This window comes from uncultured Campylobacter sp. (assembly GCF_938039205.1).
Classification (GTDB): domain Bacteria; phylum Campylobacterota; class Campylobacteria; order Campylobacterales; family Campylobacteraceae; genus Campylobacter_A.
Window position 1 is genome coordinate 25,546 of record NZ_CALHVM010000005.1, and the last position, 16,244, is coordinate 41,789.

Below are 16,244 nucleotides of genomic sequence, written 5' to 3' on the forward strand. Positions count from 1 at the left end.
TTTCGCGTCAAACCGTTTTTGAAAATCGGCGTAAATTTTCGGGTATTTTTTTCAAATACGCGTCAAAACACATCGCGATATTTCGGATGATCAGCGTGCCCGTCTCGTTTACGCTGATTTTTTCAGGCGTTACGGTTACAAATTCGCCCAAATTTTCAAGCTCGACCAAATCATCTTTAAAATACTCGAAAAATTTGATGTCAAATTTAGCCTCAACCGCCTTGATATCAAGGGCGAAGTTACTCATCAGGCTCATTATCACGGCTTTTCTGATTAGATCGTCGTCGTTTAGGTAGATACCTTTACAATACGGTAAAACGCCGCTATCTAGGGCTTTTTCGTATTCGTCCATGTCCTTGAAATTTTGCGCGTAGTATCTTTGCCCCTCACCGATGCTAGTTAGTCCGATGCCGATGAGATCGGCTCCGCCCTTAGTCGTGTAGCCTTGGAAGTTGCGATGAAGCGTGCCGTTAGCAAGCGCGCCGAAAAGCTCGTCGACCGGCTTTGCAAAGTGATCCATGCCGATCATTTTGTAGCCGTTTTTGATAAAAAACTCGGCCGTGTATTTTAAAATTTCAAGCTTGGTTTTAGGGCTAGGCAGCGTCGCTTCGTCAAATTTACGCATAGATTTTTTTATCCACGGCACGTGCGCGTAGTTAAACACCGCCAGGCGGTCCGGAGATAGCGTCAAAGCCTTATCCAGCGTCGCTTTAAAACTCTCTAGCGTCTGATACGGCAGGCCGTAGATCAGGTCCATATTTATCGAGTTTATGCCCTTGGCGCGCGCCATATCCACGGCGTTTTTGGTGATTTCGTAGGGCTGGATGCGGTGGATCTCTTTTTGCACTCGCTCGTCAAAGTCCTGCACGCCGTAGCTGATGCGATTAAAGCCGTGGGAGACGAGTACGTCAAGCTGCTCGCGGGTCAAAAATCTCGGGTCGATTTCGCAGCTGATTTCAGCCTCGGGCGAGAAGTTTTTAAATTTAACCTTTATCATTTTGATGATTTCATCTAACTGATCCGCGCCGTAAAAGGTCGGAGTGCCGCCGCCAAAGTGCATTTGCAGCACGGGCGCGCTCGTATCGAGGTTTGCCGCTAGCAGATCTAGCTCTTTTTGCAGATACTGCATATAGCGCGTTTTGCGGTCCTCTTTGCTCGTATAGATCACGTTACAACCGCAAAAATAACAGGCGCTGCGGCAAAAAGGCAGGTGCAAATAAAGCGAAAGTGGGCGCGAGGCGTCTCGGTTTTTTAGCTCCCGCAGGTAGTCTTCGTAGCTAAATTTATCGCTAAACTCGGGCGCGGTCGGATAGCTCGTGTAGCGCGGTCCCGGGCGCGAATACTTCACGTAAGCGTCAAAATCTATCATAGCGTTTTATTCCTTGCATTTTTCATTAAATTCTGCATATCGACGAACAAATTTGGATACTGCTTTTTGATACCCTTTACCAGTTTTTCCAAATTTACGTCGATGCTTTTTTTGTTTTTATTTTTTGCGGCGATCTTGCGTATCTCGTCCATCGCCACGACCCAAACGTCGGCGAAATCTATCGGCACGTTTTGCCAGATCGTCTTTTCAAGCCTTAGCTCGAAATTTTCCTTTTGGACGTTGCGGTAGGCTTCGATGAGTTGCGAGAGCGATTTTAACGAAACCATCGTGTGCAAATTTTGATTTTCGTCAATACCGAACCACGGCTCCACTCCGTCCCACGAGCCGCTTTTTAGGCTGAGGCTCATTTGATTAGGGTCGCTTGTCGGCACGATCTCAAATATCGTTTTTTCGCCCTCTTTTATCCCGAGCTCGCCCGAAATTTCGTCGATTTTTTCGTATGTTTTTTGTAGATTTTTTTCTTTCATTTACTTCCTTAACTTACCCGTTTCGATGCCTATCAAGCCACACCATCACGCCTTTTTGCGCGTGCAGGCGATTTTCCGCCTCGGCAAAAATCTCATCCGCGTGCGCCTCAAACACCGCCTCGCTCACCTCGTATCCGCGGTAGGCCGGCAAGCAGTGCAAAAATATAGCGCCGGGCGCGGCTAAACTTATCAAATTTTCATCCACGCAAAATCCGGCAAAGTCCCTCAGGCGCTTTTCTTTTTCCGCCTCTTGCCCCATCGAGACCCAAGTATCGGTAGTGACGACGTTAGCGCCCGATACGGCTTCTTTTACGTCATGAGTTAGATAAATTTTAGCTCCCGAAATTTGAGCGTTTTTCATCGCTAAATTTACGACCTCGGCGTCTGGCTCGTAGCCCTTTGGCGTAGCGATCCTTAGCTCAAAGCCGAGCTTGCTAGCTAGCATCAGCCACGAGTGGGCCATGTTGTTGCCGTCGCCCACGAACGCCGCCTTTATCTCGTCTATTTTTAGTCCGCATTCGACCGCCGTCATGATATCGGCCATCAGCTGCGCGGGGTGAAATTTATCGCTAAGGCCGTTTATCACGGGTACGCGGCTAAATTTGGCAAGCTCTTCTAACGTCTCGTGACGATTAACGCGAGCCATGATGAGATCGCACATTCGCGAGATCACGCGCGCGGTGTCTTTTATCGGTTCGCCGCGCCCGATCTGGATATCGCTCGAGCTAAGAAACAGCGCGTGCCCGCCAAGCTCGTTCATTCCCACGTCAAAGCTTACGCGCGTTCTAGTCGAGCTTTTCTCAAATATCATCGCTAATTTTTGATCTTTGAGATACGGTTTGAAATCTCGCGCCTTTGCCTCTTTTTTTATCTGCAAACCCAAATTTAAAATTTCTATGATTTCGTCTTTGCTAAAATCGTTTAACGTTAAAAAGTGCCGCATTTTGCTCCCTTTATTCCCAAATTTGCCCATAAAATTTACAAGGCGAAGTATCGCGAGATAGATTTGCTTGTTTTGAAGTAAATTTCGTCCCAAGATAAGGCACGTAGCCTATCGCAGGGCGAAATTTGCAAAATCAAGCAAAGATACTCGCGAGACAAGCCGCTATTTTCTTAATAAAGCGGCTGCTTCTTTGGCGTGGTAACTGATTATTAAATCCGCCCCCGCCCTCTTAAATCCTACTAGCGTCTCCATCATCACGCGCTCGTAGTCGATGACGCCGGCTTTTGCCGCAGCTTTTAGCAGGGCGTATTCGCCGCTCACGTTGTACGCGCAGATCGGCAACCTCGTCGCTTCGCGCAGATCGCGGATGATATCTAGATACGCAAGCGCGGGCTTTACCATCAAGATATCGGCTCCCTGCGCCTCGTCCTCCAGGCTCTCGCTCACGGCCTCTAGGCGGTTTGCGGGATCCATCTGGTAGCTCTTTCTATCGCCAAAACTTGGCGCGCTCTCGGCCACGTCGCGAAACGGCCCGTAGTACGCCGAAGCAAATTTGGTCGAATACGCCATAATCGGCAAATTTTCGTATCCGCTCAAATCCAGCGCCCCGCGCAAGGTAGCGATGATGCCGTCCATCATACCGCTTGGAGCGATCATATCGGCGCCGTTTCTAGCGTGGATCAGCGCTTGTTTGGCGGAGATCTCTAGCGTCGCGTCGTTGTCGACGGTCTGGTGGACGTGATCTAGAATACCGCAGTGGCCGTGATCGGTGTACTCGCAAAAGCAAAGATCGGTTATCACGACTAGATCAGGAAATTTATCCTTTATCGCTCGCAGCGCGGTCGCTATGATGCCATCGTCGCTTAGAGCATCGCTGCCTACGCTATCTTTTAGGCTCGGGATTCCAAACAATATCACCGCTTTTATACCTAAATTTCGCACGATTTCGCACTCTTTTAAAATTTCGTCCAAACTCATCTGAAAGACGCCCGGCATCGAGCTTATCTCTTTTTTTATACCTTTGCCCTCGACGATAAAAAGCGGATAGATAAAATCGCTCGCCGCAACGCTAGTTTCGCGCACCATCTCCCTGATCGCTGGATTTATCCTGAGCCTTCTAAAACGTTTAAACATAATTTTCCTTTTACTTCGCTACAATTTACGCTTAGTGTAACATAATAGGAGTTAAAAATTTATGAATATTGAGCTTTCAAATACGGCAAATTTACCCTCTCGTTTCGGGATATTTGAGATAAAGGCATTTAAGGAGGGTGAGAAGGAGCATTTGGCGATATATAAAAAACCTTTCGGCGAGGTCGTAAACGTCCGCATCCACTCCGAGTGCCTAACGGGCGATGCGATCGGTAGCCTAAAATGCGACTGCCGCGACCAGCTAGAAGCCAGCCTAAAATACATCGAGGAGCACGGCGGCATGGTGATTTATCTGCGCCAAGAGGGGCGAAATATCGGCCTACTAAACAAAGTAAACGCCTACCACCTGCAAGACCAGGGCCTTGACACCATCGAGGCAAATCACCAGCTAGGCTTTAAGGCCGACGAGCGCACGTATGAGATCGTGGATTTTATCTTAAAGCACTTCGGCATCGAAAAAATAAATTTGCTAACCAATAACCCAAAAAAACTGTCCGGGCTAAAATGCGTACAAATCGTCTCTCGCGTGCCGATCGTCATACATGCGAACAAATTTAATGAAAACTACCTGCGCGTGAAAAAAGAGCAGATGGGGCACATGCTAGATGAAAATTGACCTGCCGCGAGATTTTAGCGCGCAAACGGCGAAATTTAGCGAGATTTTGGCTAAATTTAACCGCGTGCACAGCCTAACTAACTACAAAAAATTAAACGAGCAGATCGCCGATAGCATAGCTCCGCTTGAAATTTTCCCGCAAATTTTGGACGCTAAAACGGCGATCGATGTGGGTAGCGGAGCGGGTTTCCCCGCGATATTTCTCGCGATGATTTTAAGGGAGTGTGAGTGGCATCTCTTTGAGCCTAGTCCGAAAAAATCGGCGTTTCTAAGCTACGTCAAAGCCGAGCTAAATTTAACCAACGTGCACGTAAAATCTTGCAAGATTGAGGACGGCGAGCTGTTTGCGGCGCAGCTAATCACGAGCCGCGCGCTGATGAAAACGAAAGATCTTTTGCAAATTTGCGACGGTTTTTTTGACGCGCAAACTCAAATTTTACTTTACAAAGGAAGCAGTGTACAAAGCGAGCTAGAGGGGCTCAAAGCTCAAATTTACGGGCGCGGCAACCGAAATTACGTATTTATAAAGGGCGGCGATGTTATTTAAAATTTTGGCTTTTTTTGCGGTTTTAATCGCGATTTATTTGATATTTTTTAAAACCCGCGTCAAAAGAGGCGTAAAAGGCGGCGCAAAAAAAGAGGATAAAGAGGCCCAAAATTTCGTCGAATGCAAAAAATGCGGCACCTTCATAGAGGCCAAAGACGCCGTAATAAGCGGCGGCGGTTATGTCTGCGAGGACTGTATAAAGGATAAAAAATGAAACTAATCGGCCACGAGCTAGTGCCGTACGAGCCGCTGTTTTGGCGAGAAAATGCCCAGCAGATAGAAGCGGGCAAGCAAAATTTGTTTAAATTTGACGCAGCCGCGATAAAGCGCGCGCAGGAGCTCGGCGCCCAGTTTTGCGTCGAGACGGAAAATCTAAACGAAATCATCGTCGCAAACGCGGCCGGAGCGAAATTTATCGTCGTGCCCCGCGAGCTTGCCGGCAAAGCGGCAAAACTGGCGCAGGATTATCTATTTGACGCTCAAATTTGCGTTATCATAGAGAGCCAAAACGAGCTAGCCGAGCTTAGCGAGACTGGCGCGGACGCCGCGATACTTAAAAACGCCGTAATAGGCAAGGATAAACGGTGATAAAATTTCCGCCGTTATATCTGAAATTTTTAGAAAATATCGATGTCGAGGAGTGCGTAGACGTTTTTAACGAAGCGGGAGCGGGTGCGTATCTATACGGGCGTGCGGCTCTAGCCGAGCGAAACGAAACGTACGAAGTGGCGCTTTACGAGCCCGGTTTTTATATGATAGGCCAAGACGGCGACCTGGGATTTTTTATAAAATTAAACTCGGACGACGCTATTTATTTTAACGATCTAGGCACGCTGGGCTCGGCTCCGATGCGCATAGCGGAGAAAGATATTTTCGCCCTCATAGAAAAGATAAAAGAGGGCGGCGAGATATTTTTGTAAAATTTTACGAGTAAAGGAAACAAATGGAACTTTTTAAAACCGCATTTTTGATGACGGTGCTGATGTTGCTTTTCGTAGCGGTCGGCGGCGCGATAGGCGGCACGAGCGGTATGATGATCGCATTTTTAGTTGCGCTTGGGATGAATTTCTTTTCATATTTTTTCTCGGACACACTCGTGCTCAAGCACTACCGAGCCGTACCCATGGACGAGGCGCACGCGACGGGGCTTTATCAGATTGTACGCGAGCTTTGCGCGAAGGCAAATTTGCCGATGCCAAAGATCTACATCATCCCAGAAGCCGTACCAAACGCATTTGCCACAGGTCGCAACCCTAGCCACGCCGCGGTAGCCGTGACCGAGGGCCTGCTAAATATACTAAACAAAGACGAGATCGAGGGCGTGCTAGCTCACGAGCTAAGCCACGTGCGCCACTACGACATCCTAACGGGCTCTATCGCGGCGGTTTTTGCTGGAGCGATCGCGATACTGGCAAATTTCGCGCAGTTTGGAGCAGCAAACCGTCAAGGCAAGCAAAATCCGCTAATGTTAATCGCCCTAGCCGTCATCATGCCGCTAGCAGCCACGATCATACGCATGGCGATCTCGCGGGCGCGGGAGTTTGAGGCCGACAGGGGTGCTGCGATGATAACGGGCAAGCCCCAGCACCTAGCCGGCGCGCTGCGCAAGCTCGAGGACTACGCGCGCGGACACGTGATGGCAAACGCCGACGAACAAAGCGCGCATATGTTTATCGTTAATCCCTTTAGCGGCGCAAAAAGCGCTCTGGGCTCGCTATTTCGTACGCACCCGAGCACCCAAGATCGCATCGCCGCGCTAGAAAATTTACGCTCGCAACTAGATGGCGAAAACGGCGTGAAAGAGTATTTTAGAAAGTAAATTTGACGGCAAATTTAAGCCCTCGTTTTGCCGGCAAATTTAAGCGAAATGGCTTGAGCGTTAAATTTAACGCTAAATTTAACCCTGCGTCGCGTCAAATTTAGCCGTACGCGTCAAAATAAAAATTTATCAAAAAGGCAAAATATGAAAATAGCCGTAAACGGCACGAGCGGATTTATCGGCGGCGAGCTTTGCAGATTTTTTAAAGCCCAGGGGCACGAGGTCGTAGCTATCCCGAGGGCCGCCTACGCCGACAAATACGCGCTCGAAAACCCCATCAGCGGCTGCGATGTGGTTATAAATTTAGCAGGTGTTTCTATCGCGGCCAGATGGAGCGAGGCCTATAAAAAGCAGCTTCGCGCAAGCAGGATAGAGACTACGCACACGCTAGTTTGCGCTATAAACGAGCTAGAAAATCCGCCATTTTTCATCAGCGCTTCGGCTATCGGCATCTACGAAAACGGGCTTGATCACGACGAGAGCTCGGTCAAATTTGACCGCGGATTTTTGGGAGAGCTAGCATGCGAGTGGGAGAGCGAGGCCGCTAAAGCGCGGACGCAAACGGCGATATTTCGCCTAGGCGTGGTGCTAGGTCGAGGCGGCGCGCTAGCCAAGATGCTGCCGGCATTTAGGCTCGGTCTTGGCGGCAAGATCGGTAGCGGCGAGCAGGCGTTTTGCTGGATTTGCGTCGCTGATTTGCTAGAGGCATTTAAATTTACCTTGCAAAACCGCCAAAGCGGCGTTTTTAATCTCGTTTCGCCGACTCCTAGCACAAACGGAGAATTTACTCAAATTTTAGGCGAGGTTTTAGGACGACCGACGTTTTTTAAAGTGCCTAAATTTGCGTTAAATTTGATGCTGGGTGAGGGGTCTGTCGTACTGCTTGAGGGTGCGAAAGTCTATCCCAAAGCCTTGATGGAGAGCGGATTTAGCTTTAAATTTAGCGATCTAAAAGCAGCACTTGAGGATATTTTGAAGTAAATTTAAATAATTTTGCCTGCTTAGCCAAATGCTCCGCTTCGGTTTTTGCAAAATGCGGCTCGCGCCAACACAGCGTAAATTTGACGCCGCTACGAAAATTTAGCTGCATAGAATCTCGTCCGATTTTATCGCAAATCCAAATTAAAAACGCCGGCGTAGAGGCATAAAAGCAAATACGGTAGCACCTTAAAACATAAAATGCTTTGCCCGCTAATATAGCAGGCTATAAATCGGTAAGCAAAATTTAGCGAACCTGACGCTTAGGCAAAATTAGCACGATCCGCCCAAGAAAAAAAGCGATAAATTTTTTGACCGCCAAACGATGTCTCAAATTTACAAAACCGCGAGCCGATATTAGGCAAAATTCGGAGTAAATTTGAATCAGACGGCAAATTTACGTTTTTGAAGATAGCAGACTAAGCTCATAAATTTGGAAAGCTAACTTTTGCCGCTAGTTCTGCGTGCAGGGTTTGCTACCTGCGAGCTCAAGCGGACTGCGAGAAGTTTTACTCAAACCGCCTCGAGATGCTAGGCGAAAGCTTAGTCAAAACATCATAACTGATCGTGCCGAAAAAATCCGCCCAAACGCGCGCATCGTCAAATACGCAAATTTTATCGCCGACGTATTCGCAGCAAAAGCTATCCATCGACATTTTGCCAAGCAGTCGCTGTCCGCCGGCCGTGCATAGCTCGCCCTCGCCCGTATAGCGTAGCAGTCCGTCGCCGTAGCCTAGGTCGTAAACGGCGATTTGCATATCCTCGCTCGCGCAAAATTTAGCGCCGTAGCCCGCGCATTGCCCTTTTTTTAGTACTCTACCGCTAACTTTATGTGCCCAAAGCGATGCCACGCGCCTTAGCTCCAAACTCTCGTCAAACTGCGCGTATCCGTAGGCTGCAATACCCACGCGCACGCACTCGTCCGCTAGTTCGCCGAAGCGCTCTGTCGCAGCTGAGTTGTGCGAGTGAAAGGTCAAATTCGAACCGCCGCAAATTTCGCGCACTACGGCTTTTGCCGCGGCGAAATTTTGCCTCTGCACAAAATAATCGCTACTAAGCTCCTCAGAACTTCTAAAATGCGTAAATGCACCGCAAATTTGCAGTCCGTGCGCCAAAGCCTCCTCGCACGCCGCCCGCACCTCATCTATCGCCACGCCGTTTCGGTGCATGAGCGTATCGACGGCGATATGCACGCGCGCACTTTGTTTAAATTTAGCAATCAGAGAAATGTCGTTTATAGCGTAGATAAATCGCTCGCTCTCGCCTCCGTGCGGGATGTGCGAAAGGATGAGGATGTGCTCGAAAAAGGGCTCCAGCTCGCGCGCCTCGGCCTCGTTTTTGACCGCGCAAAATTTGATACCATAGCTCGCCGCCTCACGCCCCACAAGCGCCGCTCCGTGACCGTAGGCATTGTCTTTTAGCACCAAAATCACGCGATCTTTGCCGCCGGCTTTGGCGCAAATTTTGGTTAGATTATGGATGTAGGCGGATCTGCTTAAAACGAGTTCAGACATTGAAATTTACGCCAAACGCCTCATAAACATTAGGAAGCAGCTTTCTAATACTATAATCGTAAGAGTAAAATTTGGCGTAAAGCGCCTTTAGATCGGCCTCTTTAACCGCCGCAAAGTCAAACACGTCCGTACCCGCAACCTTTGGCACTTGGCGGTCTAGCTCGGCAAAAAACTCGCCCCTCGCCTTTAAAATTTCCTCGATTTGAGCCTTTACTATTTCGCTTTTTTCTTGCATTTACTTCTCCGTTAAGATTTTAAATTTATCTTTATCTAGCCGCACATAGAGCTCTTTTTGCCCCTTAAATTCATGGCTGGGCGCAGCATAATCCTCGTCAAAAACCACTCTAAAAAGATTTTGCCCTTTGATGTTTGGATACGGCGTCACGCTAAAATTTGAAGCTTTTATGCTCTTTTTTTCGTTTAGCGCGAAAATTCTCTTTTTATTTTCGGCAAATTTAGCCCTCGTTAGCGCGTTTTTACCCTCTATCTTTACAAATTCGTCCGCGTAAAAGCCGAGGTAAATTTTAGTCTCGTTATCTCGCCACGCCTGCAACCACTCGTGCAGATGCGCCAGAACGCGCGCTACGTCGTCTTTACTAGCGTCCACCTTTTGGCTTTCGCTGATTATCACGACGCCCTCGCTACCGATCAGTTTGCCGAATTCCACCAGCGCGTCGTTGTTAAACGCCACGCAGCCGCGCGTTTTTACTTCATCGTCACGTTTGCCTTTCATCGGCAGGCCGTGTATCCAGATGCCTCCGCCCGTTTTTTGCGCAGCCTTATCGTGGGCGTTTGGGTACGATAACGACATAGCAAGCGGCCCGTAAAAGGGATCGGGCGGCGTAAATTTGTCCGTGATGTCGTAAACCCCGACCGGCGTTTTTAGGTCGCCTTCTTTAAATTTATCCCCGCTTTTGCCAGTTATCACGCTTTGAGAAAAGATTTGCTCCAGCGCGCCGCCCGCATACTCGAAGCTTTGCAGGGTTTTTTGCGCTTTATTTACGACGATGATTTTGGTTTTAGCCTCGTAGTAGCCGTATCTGACGTCGGCTGCGCCTAGCTTTTCCAGCCAGTATTTTGTACCCGTCAAATTTGCGTCCGCTAAAGCCTCGGCGAGTAAAATTTGAGAAAAAAAAGCATAAAAAATAAGTAAGCCGAGTAGTTTTTTCAAAATTTCCCTAACGTTGAGTATTTTCGTAATAAAGGCCAGAATTATATTACATTTTCTCTTAAAAATTTTAAAAAGCTTTTATTTTGTGTTACAATAGCGAATATCAAAATTATACGTAAAGGACGCAAAAAATGAAAAGCAAATTTTTAGCTTTACCTCTAGTAGTCGCCTCTTTGGGCTTTGCAAACGCCGCAGATATCGAGATCGTTGATATCTACGCCAAGGCTACACCTCCCGGCGCAAAAAATACGGCTCTGTTTTTCGACATCAAAAATAACACAGATAAGCCAGTAAAACTAGTCGGCGCTAGCTCTCCGGCGGCCGCTACGGGCGAGATACATACGCACAAAGAAGTAGACGGCATGAAAAAGATGGTGCAAATAGAAAATATCGAGGTGCCTGCGATGGGCGAGGCGAATTTAAAGCCTGGCGGTCTGCACGTAATGCTAATGGACATCAAAGCTCCGATCAAAGAGGGCGACAAACTAGACGCTACGCTAGAGTTTGACAACGGACAAAAACTCGAAGTAAAAGACATCGTCGCAAAAGCGGTCGTAGCTAAAAAAGACGGCGAACACGGACACGATCACGGCGGACACCACAAGCATTAATGAAAAAATTTCTCATTATTTTAGTCCTGTTAATCGGCGTTTTGGGTGCTTCGGCGTACCTGTTTTTTAAACCGCAAGCACAAGAGGACTTTTTGAGCGCAGAGGACGTGGGGGCAAATTTAACCCCGCTTCCCTGCGATATGAACGCCGAGCACTCATGCGGCGTAGAGTTTCGCGGCAAGACGGTTAAATTTAGCCTCTCGCCAAAGCCCGTTTACACTATGCAGCCTACGCTAGTGCGCATCGAGGGGCTAGAAGGGTTTAAAAACCCGAGCCTTGAGATCCACGGCGTAAATATGGACATGGGTGTGATTAAGGCCGAAGTAGAAAAACGCGACAACGCCTACATATCAAACATCGTGCTAAGCGCGTGCCTGATAAACATCATGAGGTACCGTTTCGAGGTGCTAGAAAACGGTAAAAAAAGCGGACTTTATATAGACTTCGACTTGCATCAGTAGATGCAAATTTCACTTGAAAGGGCGGATGATGAAAAAGCTTCTTATCGTACTTATACTGATTTTAACGGTTCTTGGCGTAGGTTATCTCGCATTTTATTCAAACAAATACGCCCCTAACGGTCAAAGCGCAAACGTCGCCGAGGGTCTAAAAAATTACGATTTTACCGGCAAGGGCACAAACGGCGCGGTGAGTCTAAAGAGCTTTGAGGGTAAAAATAAGATTATATACTTTGGCTACACCTCGTGTCCGGACGTCTGCCCCGCGACTTTAGGTATCTTAAGCGGCGTGTTAAACGAGCTAAAAAGAGACGATATCGTCGTGATTTTCGTCACCCTAGATCCGGAGCGCGACGAACCTAAAAACGTCGATGAGTACGCGAAGTATTTTTATCCGAATTCTTACGGTATAGTATTAGACGATCTGCCTAAGGTTGCAAAAAGCTACGGCGTGAAGTATCAAAAGGTGCTGCTTGAAAAATCGGTCATGGAGTACTCCGTCGCACACAGCTCCTCGCTCTACGTACTAGACAAAAACGGTAAATTCGTCGCCGAGATCTCCAATCTAACGGCGCAAAACATCAAGAAAACGCTGGAAAATCTGAAATAATAATAGCTTTATTATTTAGTTGTTATGAGTGTTACGTTATAACACAGAGATATTTTTTTATGGTCAATTATTACTGATATTGATTTAAATCAATATACTTTAAGCCTTCCGGTTGTATAGTTTCTTTAGCGGAAATTTAAAATTCGGAAGTCATCCATGAAGATTATAGCGCTCGTATGCGCTCTGTTTATTTTCTCCTTCGCAAGCGACGTTAGCGCCACGGCTAGTCTCGACGTAAAAAGCTGCGCCTATAGCGAGCAAAACAAAACCATAGCCGTCTACGATGCCAAAAATTCGCTAAATATACTTAATCAAAAAGACTTAAAACCCATAAGCAAATTTGACTTTAAAACAGACGAGATAACCTCGCTAGCCTTTGATGGCGTAAATTTATACGCAGGATTTGCTGGCGGCGAGATAGCTAAATTTAACGATGATTTTAGCTCTTTTGCCGGCATGCTAAATCTTTCAAATTTAAGCCTTGATACGCAGGTAACGCACCTTCACGTCGCAAACGGCAAAATTTACGCGGTCGTCAGCAAAGACACCTTTGTCGCATACGACGTTGCGTCAAAAAAGCTGATGCGCGCGAGTCTTGACGGCGCATACCATATCGCGACCTGTCAAATTTTAAACGACGCCGCACTGATAACTAGCTGGGATAGATCGGTTTTTACCGTAAATTTAAGCACCATGAAAGCAAAAAATCTAGGCAGATTAAAATCCGTAGCTCTGAGCGCGGCGGAGATAAAATCAGGCGTAATTTTCGGACTTGCTAGCGGCGAGATAGCTAGCCTCAAATTTGACGCCGAAGCAAATTTGACGCAAACAAATGGCAAAGACAACTCTAGCTCAAATTTAACCGCCGTCAAAAACGCGCAAAACAAAGCGGATCTAAATTTGACTAGCGGCAAAGCAAACGCAAATTTGATGAACTCTACAAATTTAGAAACAAAAAACTCGGCGAGCACAGAGACCAAAGCCGCCCCGAACCTAATCGTCCAAATTTACAAAATCTCAAATTCGCGCGTTAAAAGCCTGCTAGTCGTACAGGATAAAGTTTATATCGGGCTTGGAAACGGCGAAATTTTACGAAGCGACGCCGAGTTTAAACAGATAGAAAAAATAGGCAAAAACTCAGACGCCGTGATAAAAATTTTTAACGACGAAGATAGCGTCATAGCCGTTAGCATAAACGGCGAGATCCAAATTTGCAAGAAAAAATCTTAGGAAAGGAGATTTTCAATGAACAAACTACTTAGTTGCGGTATCGTTGCGGCTGCGGGCCTCGCGTTTTCCGTTAGCAGTGCGTGTGCATCGGATAGCGATTTGCAAGCTATCATGAAAGCGCGCGGACTAACGGAAAAAGACATCCTAGCGGCCGCTAAAACATATCAGCCAAGCGGTAAAAAAGACGACTACATCGTATTTTCCTCAGGAGGCCAAAGCGGACAGGTAATGGTTTACGGCGTGCCTTCAATGAGGATTTACAAGTATATCGGCGTCTTTACGCCCGAGCCTTGGCAGGGATACGGCTACGACGAGGAGTCTAAAGCCATCCTAAAAAGCGGCGCCATCAGAGGCAAACAAATCACGTGGGGCGACACTCACCACCCTGCTTTAACCGAGAAAAACGGCGAATACGTCGGCGATTATCTTTTCATCAACGACAAAGCCAACCCTCGCATCGCGGTTATAAATTTGCACGATTTCGAAACTACTCAAATCGTCGTTAATCCAATCGTAAAAAGCGAACACGGCGGCAGCTTCATCACTCCAAATAGCGAATACGTCATCGAAGCGGCGCAGTACGCGGCTCCGCTAGATAACGGCTACCACTCGATAGACGAGTACGAAAGCGCATACCGCGGCGCGGTAACGTTTTGGAAATTTGACTATCCAAAAGGTAAGATAGACGAGAAAGCATCCTTCTCGCTCGAGCTTCCTCCGTACTGGCAGGACCTAAGCGACGCCGGTAAGGGCGAGAGTTTCGGTTGGGCGTTTACAAACTCGATAAACTCCGAGATGTATACGGGCGGTATCGAAAAGGGCTTGCCTCCGTTTGAAGCGGGCGCGAGCAGAAACGACACTGACTATTTGCACATTTATAACTGGCAAATTTTAGAAAAGCTAGCTCAGGATAAGAAAAACTACATGGAGATAAACGGTCATAGAGTAGTTACCATAGACGCCGCGGTTAAAGCCGGCGCGTTATTTTTGATCCCTGAGCCAAAGAGCCCGCACGGCGTAGACGTCACTCCTGACGGCCGCTATATCGTTATCGGCGGCAAGCTAGATACTCATGCGACGGTTTATGATTTTAAAAAGATCAAAAACCTAATCGATAAAAAAGAGTTTGCCGGCACCGATCCGTACGGCATCCCTGTGCTTGATATGGCAAAGAGCTTGCAAGGACAAGTCGAACTTGGCCTTGGACCTCTGCACAACTCTTTTGACGAAAAAGACGGCATCATCTATACCTCTCTTTACGTCGATAGCCAGATCGTGAAATGGGACTACAAAAATCTAAAAGTTCTAGATAGGATCAACGTCCACTACAACATCGGACACCTTGATACTATGGAGGGAAAATCGTCAAAACCTAAGGGAAAATACGCTATCGCTCTTGATAAACTTTCGATCGATCGCTTTAACCCGGTCGGCCCTCTTCACCCGCAAAACCACCAGCTAATCGACATAGCCGGCTCAAAAATGGAGCTTTTATACGATATGCCGATACCTCTGGGCGAACCTCACGACGTAGTTTCGATCGCGGCTAGCAAGCTAAAACCGGCTACCACCTATGCCATGGGAACAAACTCTCGCACCGGTAAAGAAAGTCCGTTCGCAACTCTTGCCGGACAAGAAAGAGTCGAGCGCAACGGCAAAAACGTAACCGTCTATGCTACGATGATCAGAAGCCACATCAATCCTGAGCATATCGAGGTAAATAAAGGCGACAACGTAACCATCCACCTAACCAACCTGGAGCGCGCCCAGGACGAGACTCACGGCTTTACCGTGGATCTTTATAACATCCACGCGTCTTTAGAGCCTGGTAAAACAGCGACCGTAAATTTCGTAGCGGACGAAGAGGGCGTATTCCCTTACTACTGCACAGAGTTTTGCTCTGCGCTGCACCTTGAGATGATGGGTTACTTGCTAGTTAAAGATCCGAACAAAAAATACGAATCCGCCAAAGCAAGCAAGCTAAAAACCCTAAGTCCAGAAGCTCTAAAAGCCGAATACGATAAAGTAATCGCTACAAACAAAGCTACCGACGAAGTTATCCAAAGCGTCGTTACGTATTTAAAAGAGAAGCATTATGAAAAATATCCTAAGGTAAAAGAGCTAGTTACCGACGCTCTGGATCAGTACGGCAAAATCCCTGAAGTAAAAGCAAAAGCCGACGAAGCCTACAAAAAAGGCGACGTAAACGGCGCGATACTATGGGAGTACCAAGTATGGCAGTATATGGTTAAAACCGCGGACGTCGGCCTAAGAGCTAAAAACAATCTCGCTAAAGAGATCGCCACGCCTATGAGCCCGGCTGCCTCCAAAGGCGAGGAAGCCTATCTAAAAGGCGGTTGTAACGGCTGCCACGTCATCGGTCAGGTTAGCTCGGGTCCAGATCTAACCGGCGTTCTTTTGCGTCACGAAAACGGCGAGAAATGGGTGTTTGACTTTATCAAAGATCCGTCTAAATTTTACGGCGACGAGTATATCAAGTCTATGATCGATTACTTTAACCTAAGAATGCCTAATCAGCACATGAGCGATCAAGAGATCAAAGATATCATCGAATACCTAAAATGGATCGACGAAAACGCAGGAATGTAATCAAAATTTGATTCGGGCTTAGCGGTCCGAATCAGTACGCTAAATTTGAGGCTCGGCGTGCGTAACCCGAGCCTCCTGCGTTAAATTTAAAAAGCGTTTTGCGAAAAATTTTTTAAATTTAATAAAGG

19 protein-coding genes are annotated in these 16,244 nt (G+C 47.4%); 12 read left to right on the top strand and 7 right to left on the bottom strand.

Annotated elements, in window-relative coordinates:
• Positions 1-7 precede the first annotated feature (7 nt).
• The 4 genes from hemN to hemB all read right to left on the bottom strand — a co-directional run bounded on the left by hemN (position 8) and on the right by hemB (position 3,934).
• Positions 8-1,369: an oxygen-independent coproporphyrinogen III oxidase gene (hemN, locus tag Q0394_RS00455; protein WP_298944900.1), complete on the bottom strand. Its 1,362-nt coding sequence runs from the start codon at positions 1,367-1,369 to the stop codon at positions 8-10.
• Positions 1,366-1,857 carry a DUF2603 domain-containing protein gene (locus Q0394_RS00460; RefSeq protein ID WP_004318434.1) on the bottom strand — a complete coding sequence of 164 codons (492 nt, stop codon included), beginning with the start codon at positions 1,855-1,857 and terminating at the stop codon, positions 1,366-1,368. The genes hemN and Q0394_RS00460 overlap by 4 nt, the downstream gene beginning before the upstream one ends.
• Positions 1,858-1,870: 13 nt before the next feature.
• The gene (gene argF / locus Q0394_RS00465) at positions 1,871-2,800 is read right to left on the bottom strand and encodes an ornithine carbamoyltransferase (protein ID WP_298944902.1); all 930 of its coding nucleotides are present in this window, start codon (positions 2,798-2,800) and stop codon (positions 1,871-1,873) included.
• A gap of 162 nt (positions 2,801-2,962) precedes the next feature.
• Positions 2,963-3,934, bottom strand: a complete 972-nt coding sequence (hemB, locus tag Q0394_RS00470) for a porphobilinogen synthase (RefSeq protein WP_298944904.1) — start codon at positions 3,932-3,934, stop codon at positions 2,963-2,965.
• Between the two features lie 61 nt (positions 3,935-3,995).
• Between hemB and ribA the strand changes: the two genes are divergently transcribed.
• The 7 genes from ribA to Q0394_RS00505 all read left to right on the top strand — a co-directional run bounded on the left by ribA (position 3,996) and on the right by Q0394_RS00505 (position 7,915).
• Positions 3,996-4,568 (top strand): GTP cyclohydrolase II, encoded by a 573-nt coding sequence (ribA, locus tag Q0394_RS00475; RefSeq protein WP_298944906.1) that lies wholly within the window; start codon positions 3,996-3,998, stop codon positions 4,566-4,568.
• Positions 4,558-5,115 (top strand): 16S rRNA (guanine(527)-N(7))-methyltransferase RsmG, encoded by a 558-nt coding sequence (gene rsmG, locus Q0394_RS00480; protein ID WP_298944908.1) that lies wholly within the window; start codon positions 4,558-4,560, stop codon positions 5,113-5,115. Before ribA ends, rsmG begins: the two co-directional genes overlap by 11 nt.
• Complete coding sequence (locus Q0394_RS00485; RefSeq protein WP_298944910.1) at positions 5,105-5,329, top strand: PP0621 family protein; 225 nt, start codon at positions 5,105-5,107, stop codon at positions 5,327-5,329. Before rsmG ends, Q0394_RS00485 begins: the two co-directional genes overlap by 11 nt.
• On the top strand, positions 5,326-5,703 hold the full coding sequence (locus Q0394_RS00490; RefSeq protein ID WP_298944911.1) for a hypothetical protein: 378 nt from the start codon (positions 5,326-5,328) through the stop codon (positions 5,701-5,703). Before Q0394_RS00485 ends, Q0394_RS00490 begins: the two co-directional genes overlap by 4 nt.
• Positions 5,700-6,035: a hypothetical protein gene (locus Q0394_RS00495; protein WP_298944913.1), complete on the top strand. Its 336-nt coding sequence runs from the start codon at positions 5,700-5,702 to the stop codon at positions 6,033-6,035. The genes Q0394_RS00490 and Q0394_RS00495 overlap by 4 nt, the downstream gene beginning before the upstream one ends.
• Positions 6,036-6,058: 23 nt before the next feature.
• Entirely contained in the window at positions 6,059-6,934 is an 876-nt protein-coding gene (gene htpX, locus Q0394_RS00500) for a zinc metalloprotease HtpX (protein WP_298944914.1), read from the top strand.
• Positions 6,935-7,078: 144 nt separating this feature from the next.
• Positions 7,079-7,915: a TIGR01777 family oxidoreductase gene (locus Q0394_RS00505; protein ID WP_298944916.1), complete on the top strand. Its 837-nt coding sequence runs from the start codon at positions 7,079-7,081 to the stop codon at positions 7,913-7,915.
• 506 nt (positions 7,916-8,421) lie between these two features.
• On the opposite strand, the gene Q0394_RS00510 is transcribed toward Q0394_RS00505, so the two are convergent.
• Genes Q0394_RS00510 through Q0394_RS00520 form a run of 3 tightly spaced genes read right to left on the bottom strand, consistent with a single transcriptional unit; the run spans position 8,422 to position 10,597 of the window.
• A complete protein-coding gene (locus tag Q0394_RS00510; RefSeq protein ID WP_298944918.1) occupies positions 8,422-9,426 on the bottom strand; it encodes an alanine racemase in 1,005 nt (334 codons plus the stop codon).
• Positions 9,419-9,661: a CmeU family protein gene (cmeU, locus tag Q0394_RS00515; protein ID WP_298944920.1), complete on the bottom strand. Its 243-nt coding sequence runs from the start codon at positions 9,659-9,661 to the stop codon at positions 9,419-9,421. Before cmeU ends, Q0394_RS00510 begins: the two co-directional genes overlap by 8 nt.
• Positions 9,662-10,597 (bottom strand): L,D-transpeptidase family protein, encoded by a 936-nt coding sequence (locus tag Q0394_RS00520; protein ID WP_298944922.1) that lies wholly within the window; start codon positions 10,595-10,597, stop codon positions 9,662-9,664. It lies immediately after the preceding gene.
• A 131-nt stretch (positions 10,598-10,728) separates the two neighbouring features.
• On the opposite strand from Q0394_RS00520, the gene Q0394_RS00525 reads away from it, so the two are divergent.
• The 5 genes from Q0394_RS00525 (at position 10,729) to nosZ (ending at position 16,116) form a co-directional block, all read left to right on the top strand.
• Complete coding sequence (locus Q0394_RS00525; RefSeq protein ID WP_298944924.1) at positions 10,729-11,208, top strand: copper chaperone PCu(A)C; 480 nt, start codon at positions 10,729-10,731, stop codon at positions 11,206-11,208.
• Positions 11,208-11,669 (top strand): hypothetical protein, encoded by a 462-nt coding sequence (locus Q0394_RS00530; RefSeq protein WP_298944926.1) that lies wholly within the window; start codon positions 11,208-11,210, stop codon positions 11,667-11,669. Before Q0394_RS00525 ends, Q0394_RS00530 begins: the two co-directional genes overlap by 1 nt.
• Positions 11,670-11,697: 28 nt before the next feature.
• The gene (locus Q0394_RS00535; protein WP_298944928.1) at positions 11,698-12,276 is read left to right on the top strand and encodes an SCO family protein; all 579 of its coding nucleotides are present in this window, start codon (positions 11,698-11,700) and stop codon (positions 12,274-12,276) included.
• A 156-nt stretch (positions 12,277-12,432) separates the two neighbouring features.
• Positions 12,433-13,506: a hypothetical protein gene (locus tag Q0394_RS00540; RefSeq protein WP_298944929.1), complete on the top strand. Its 1,074-nt coding sequence runs from the start codon at positions 12,433-12,435 to the stop codon at positions 13,504-13,506.
• 15 nt (positions 13,507-13,521) lie between these two features.
• A complete protein-coding gene (gene nosZ / locus Q0394_RS00545) occupies positions 13,522-16,116 on the top strand; it encodes a Sec-dependent nitrous-oxide reductase (protein WP_298944931.1) in 2,595 nt (864 codons plus the stop codon).
• Positions 16,117-16,244: the final 128 nt, after the last annotated feature.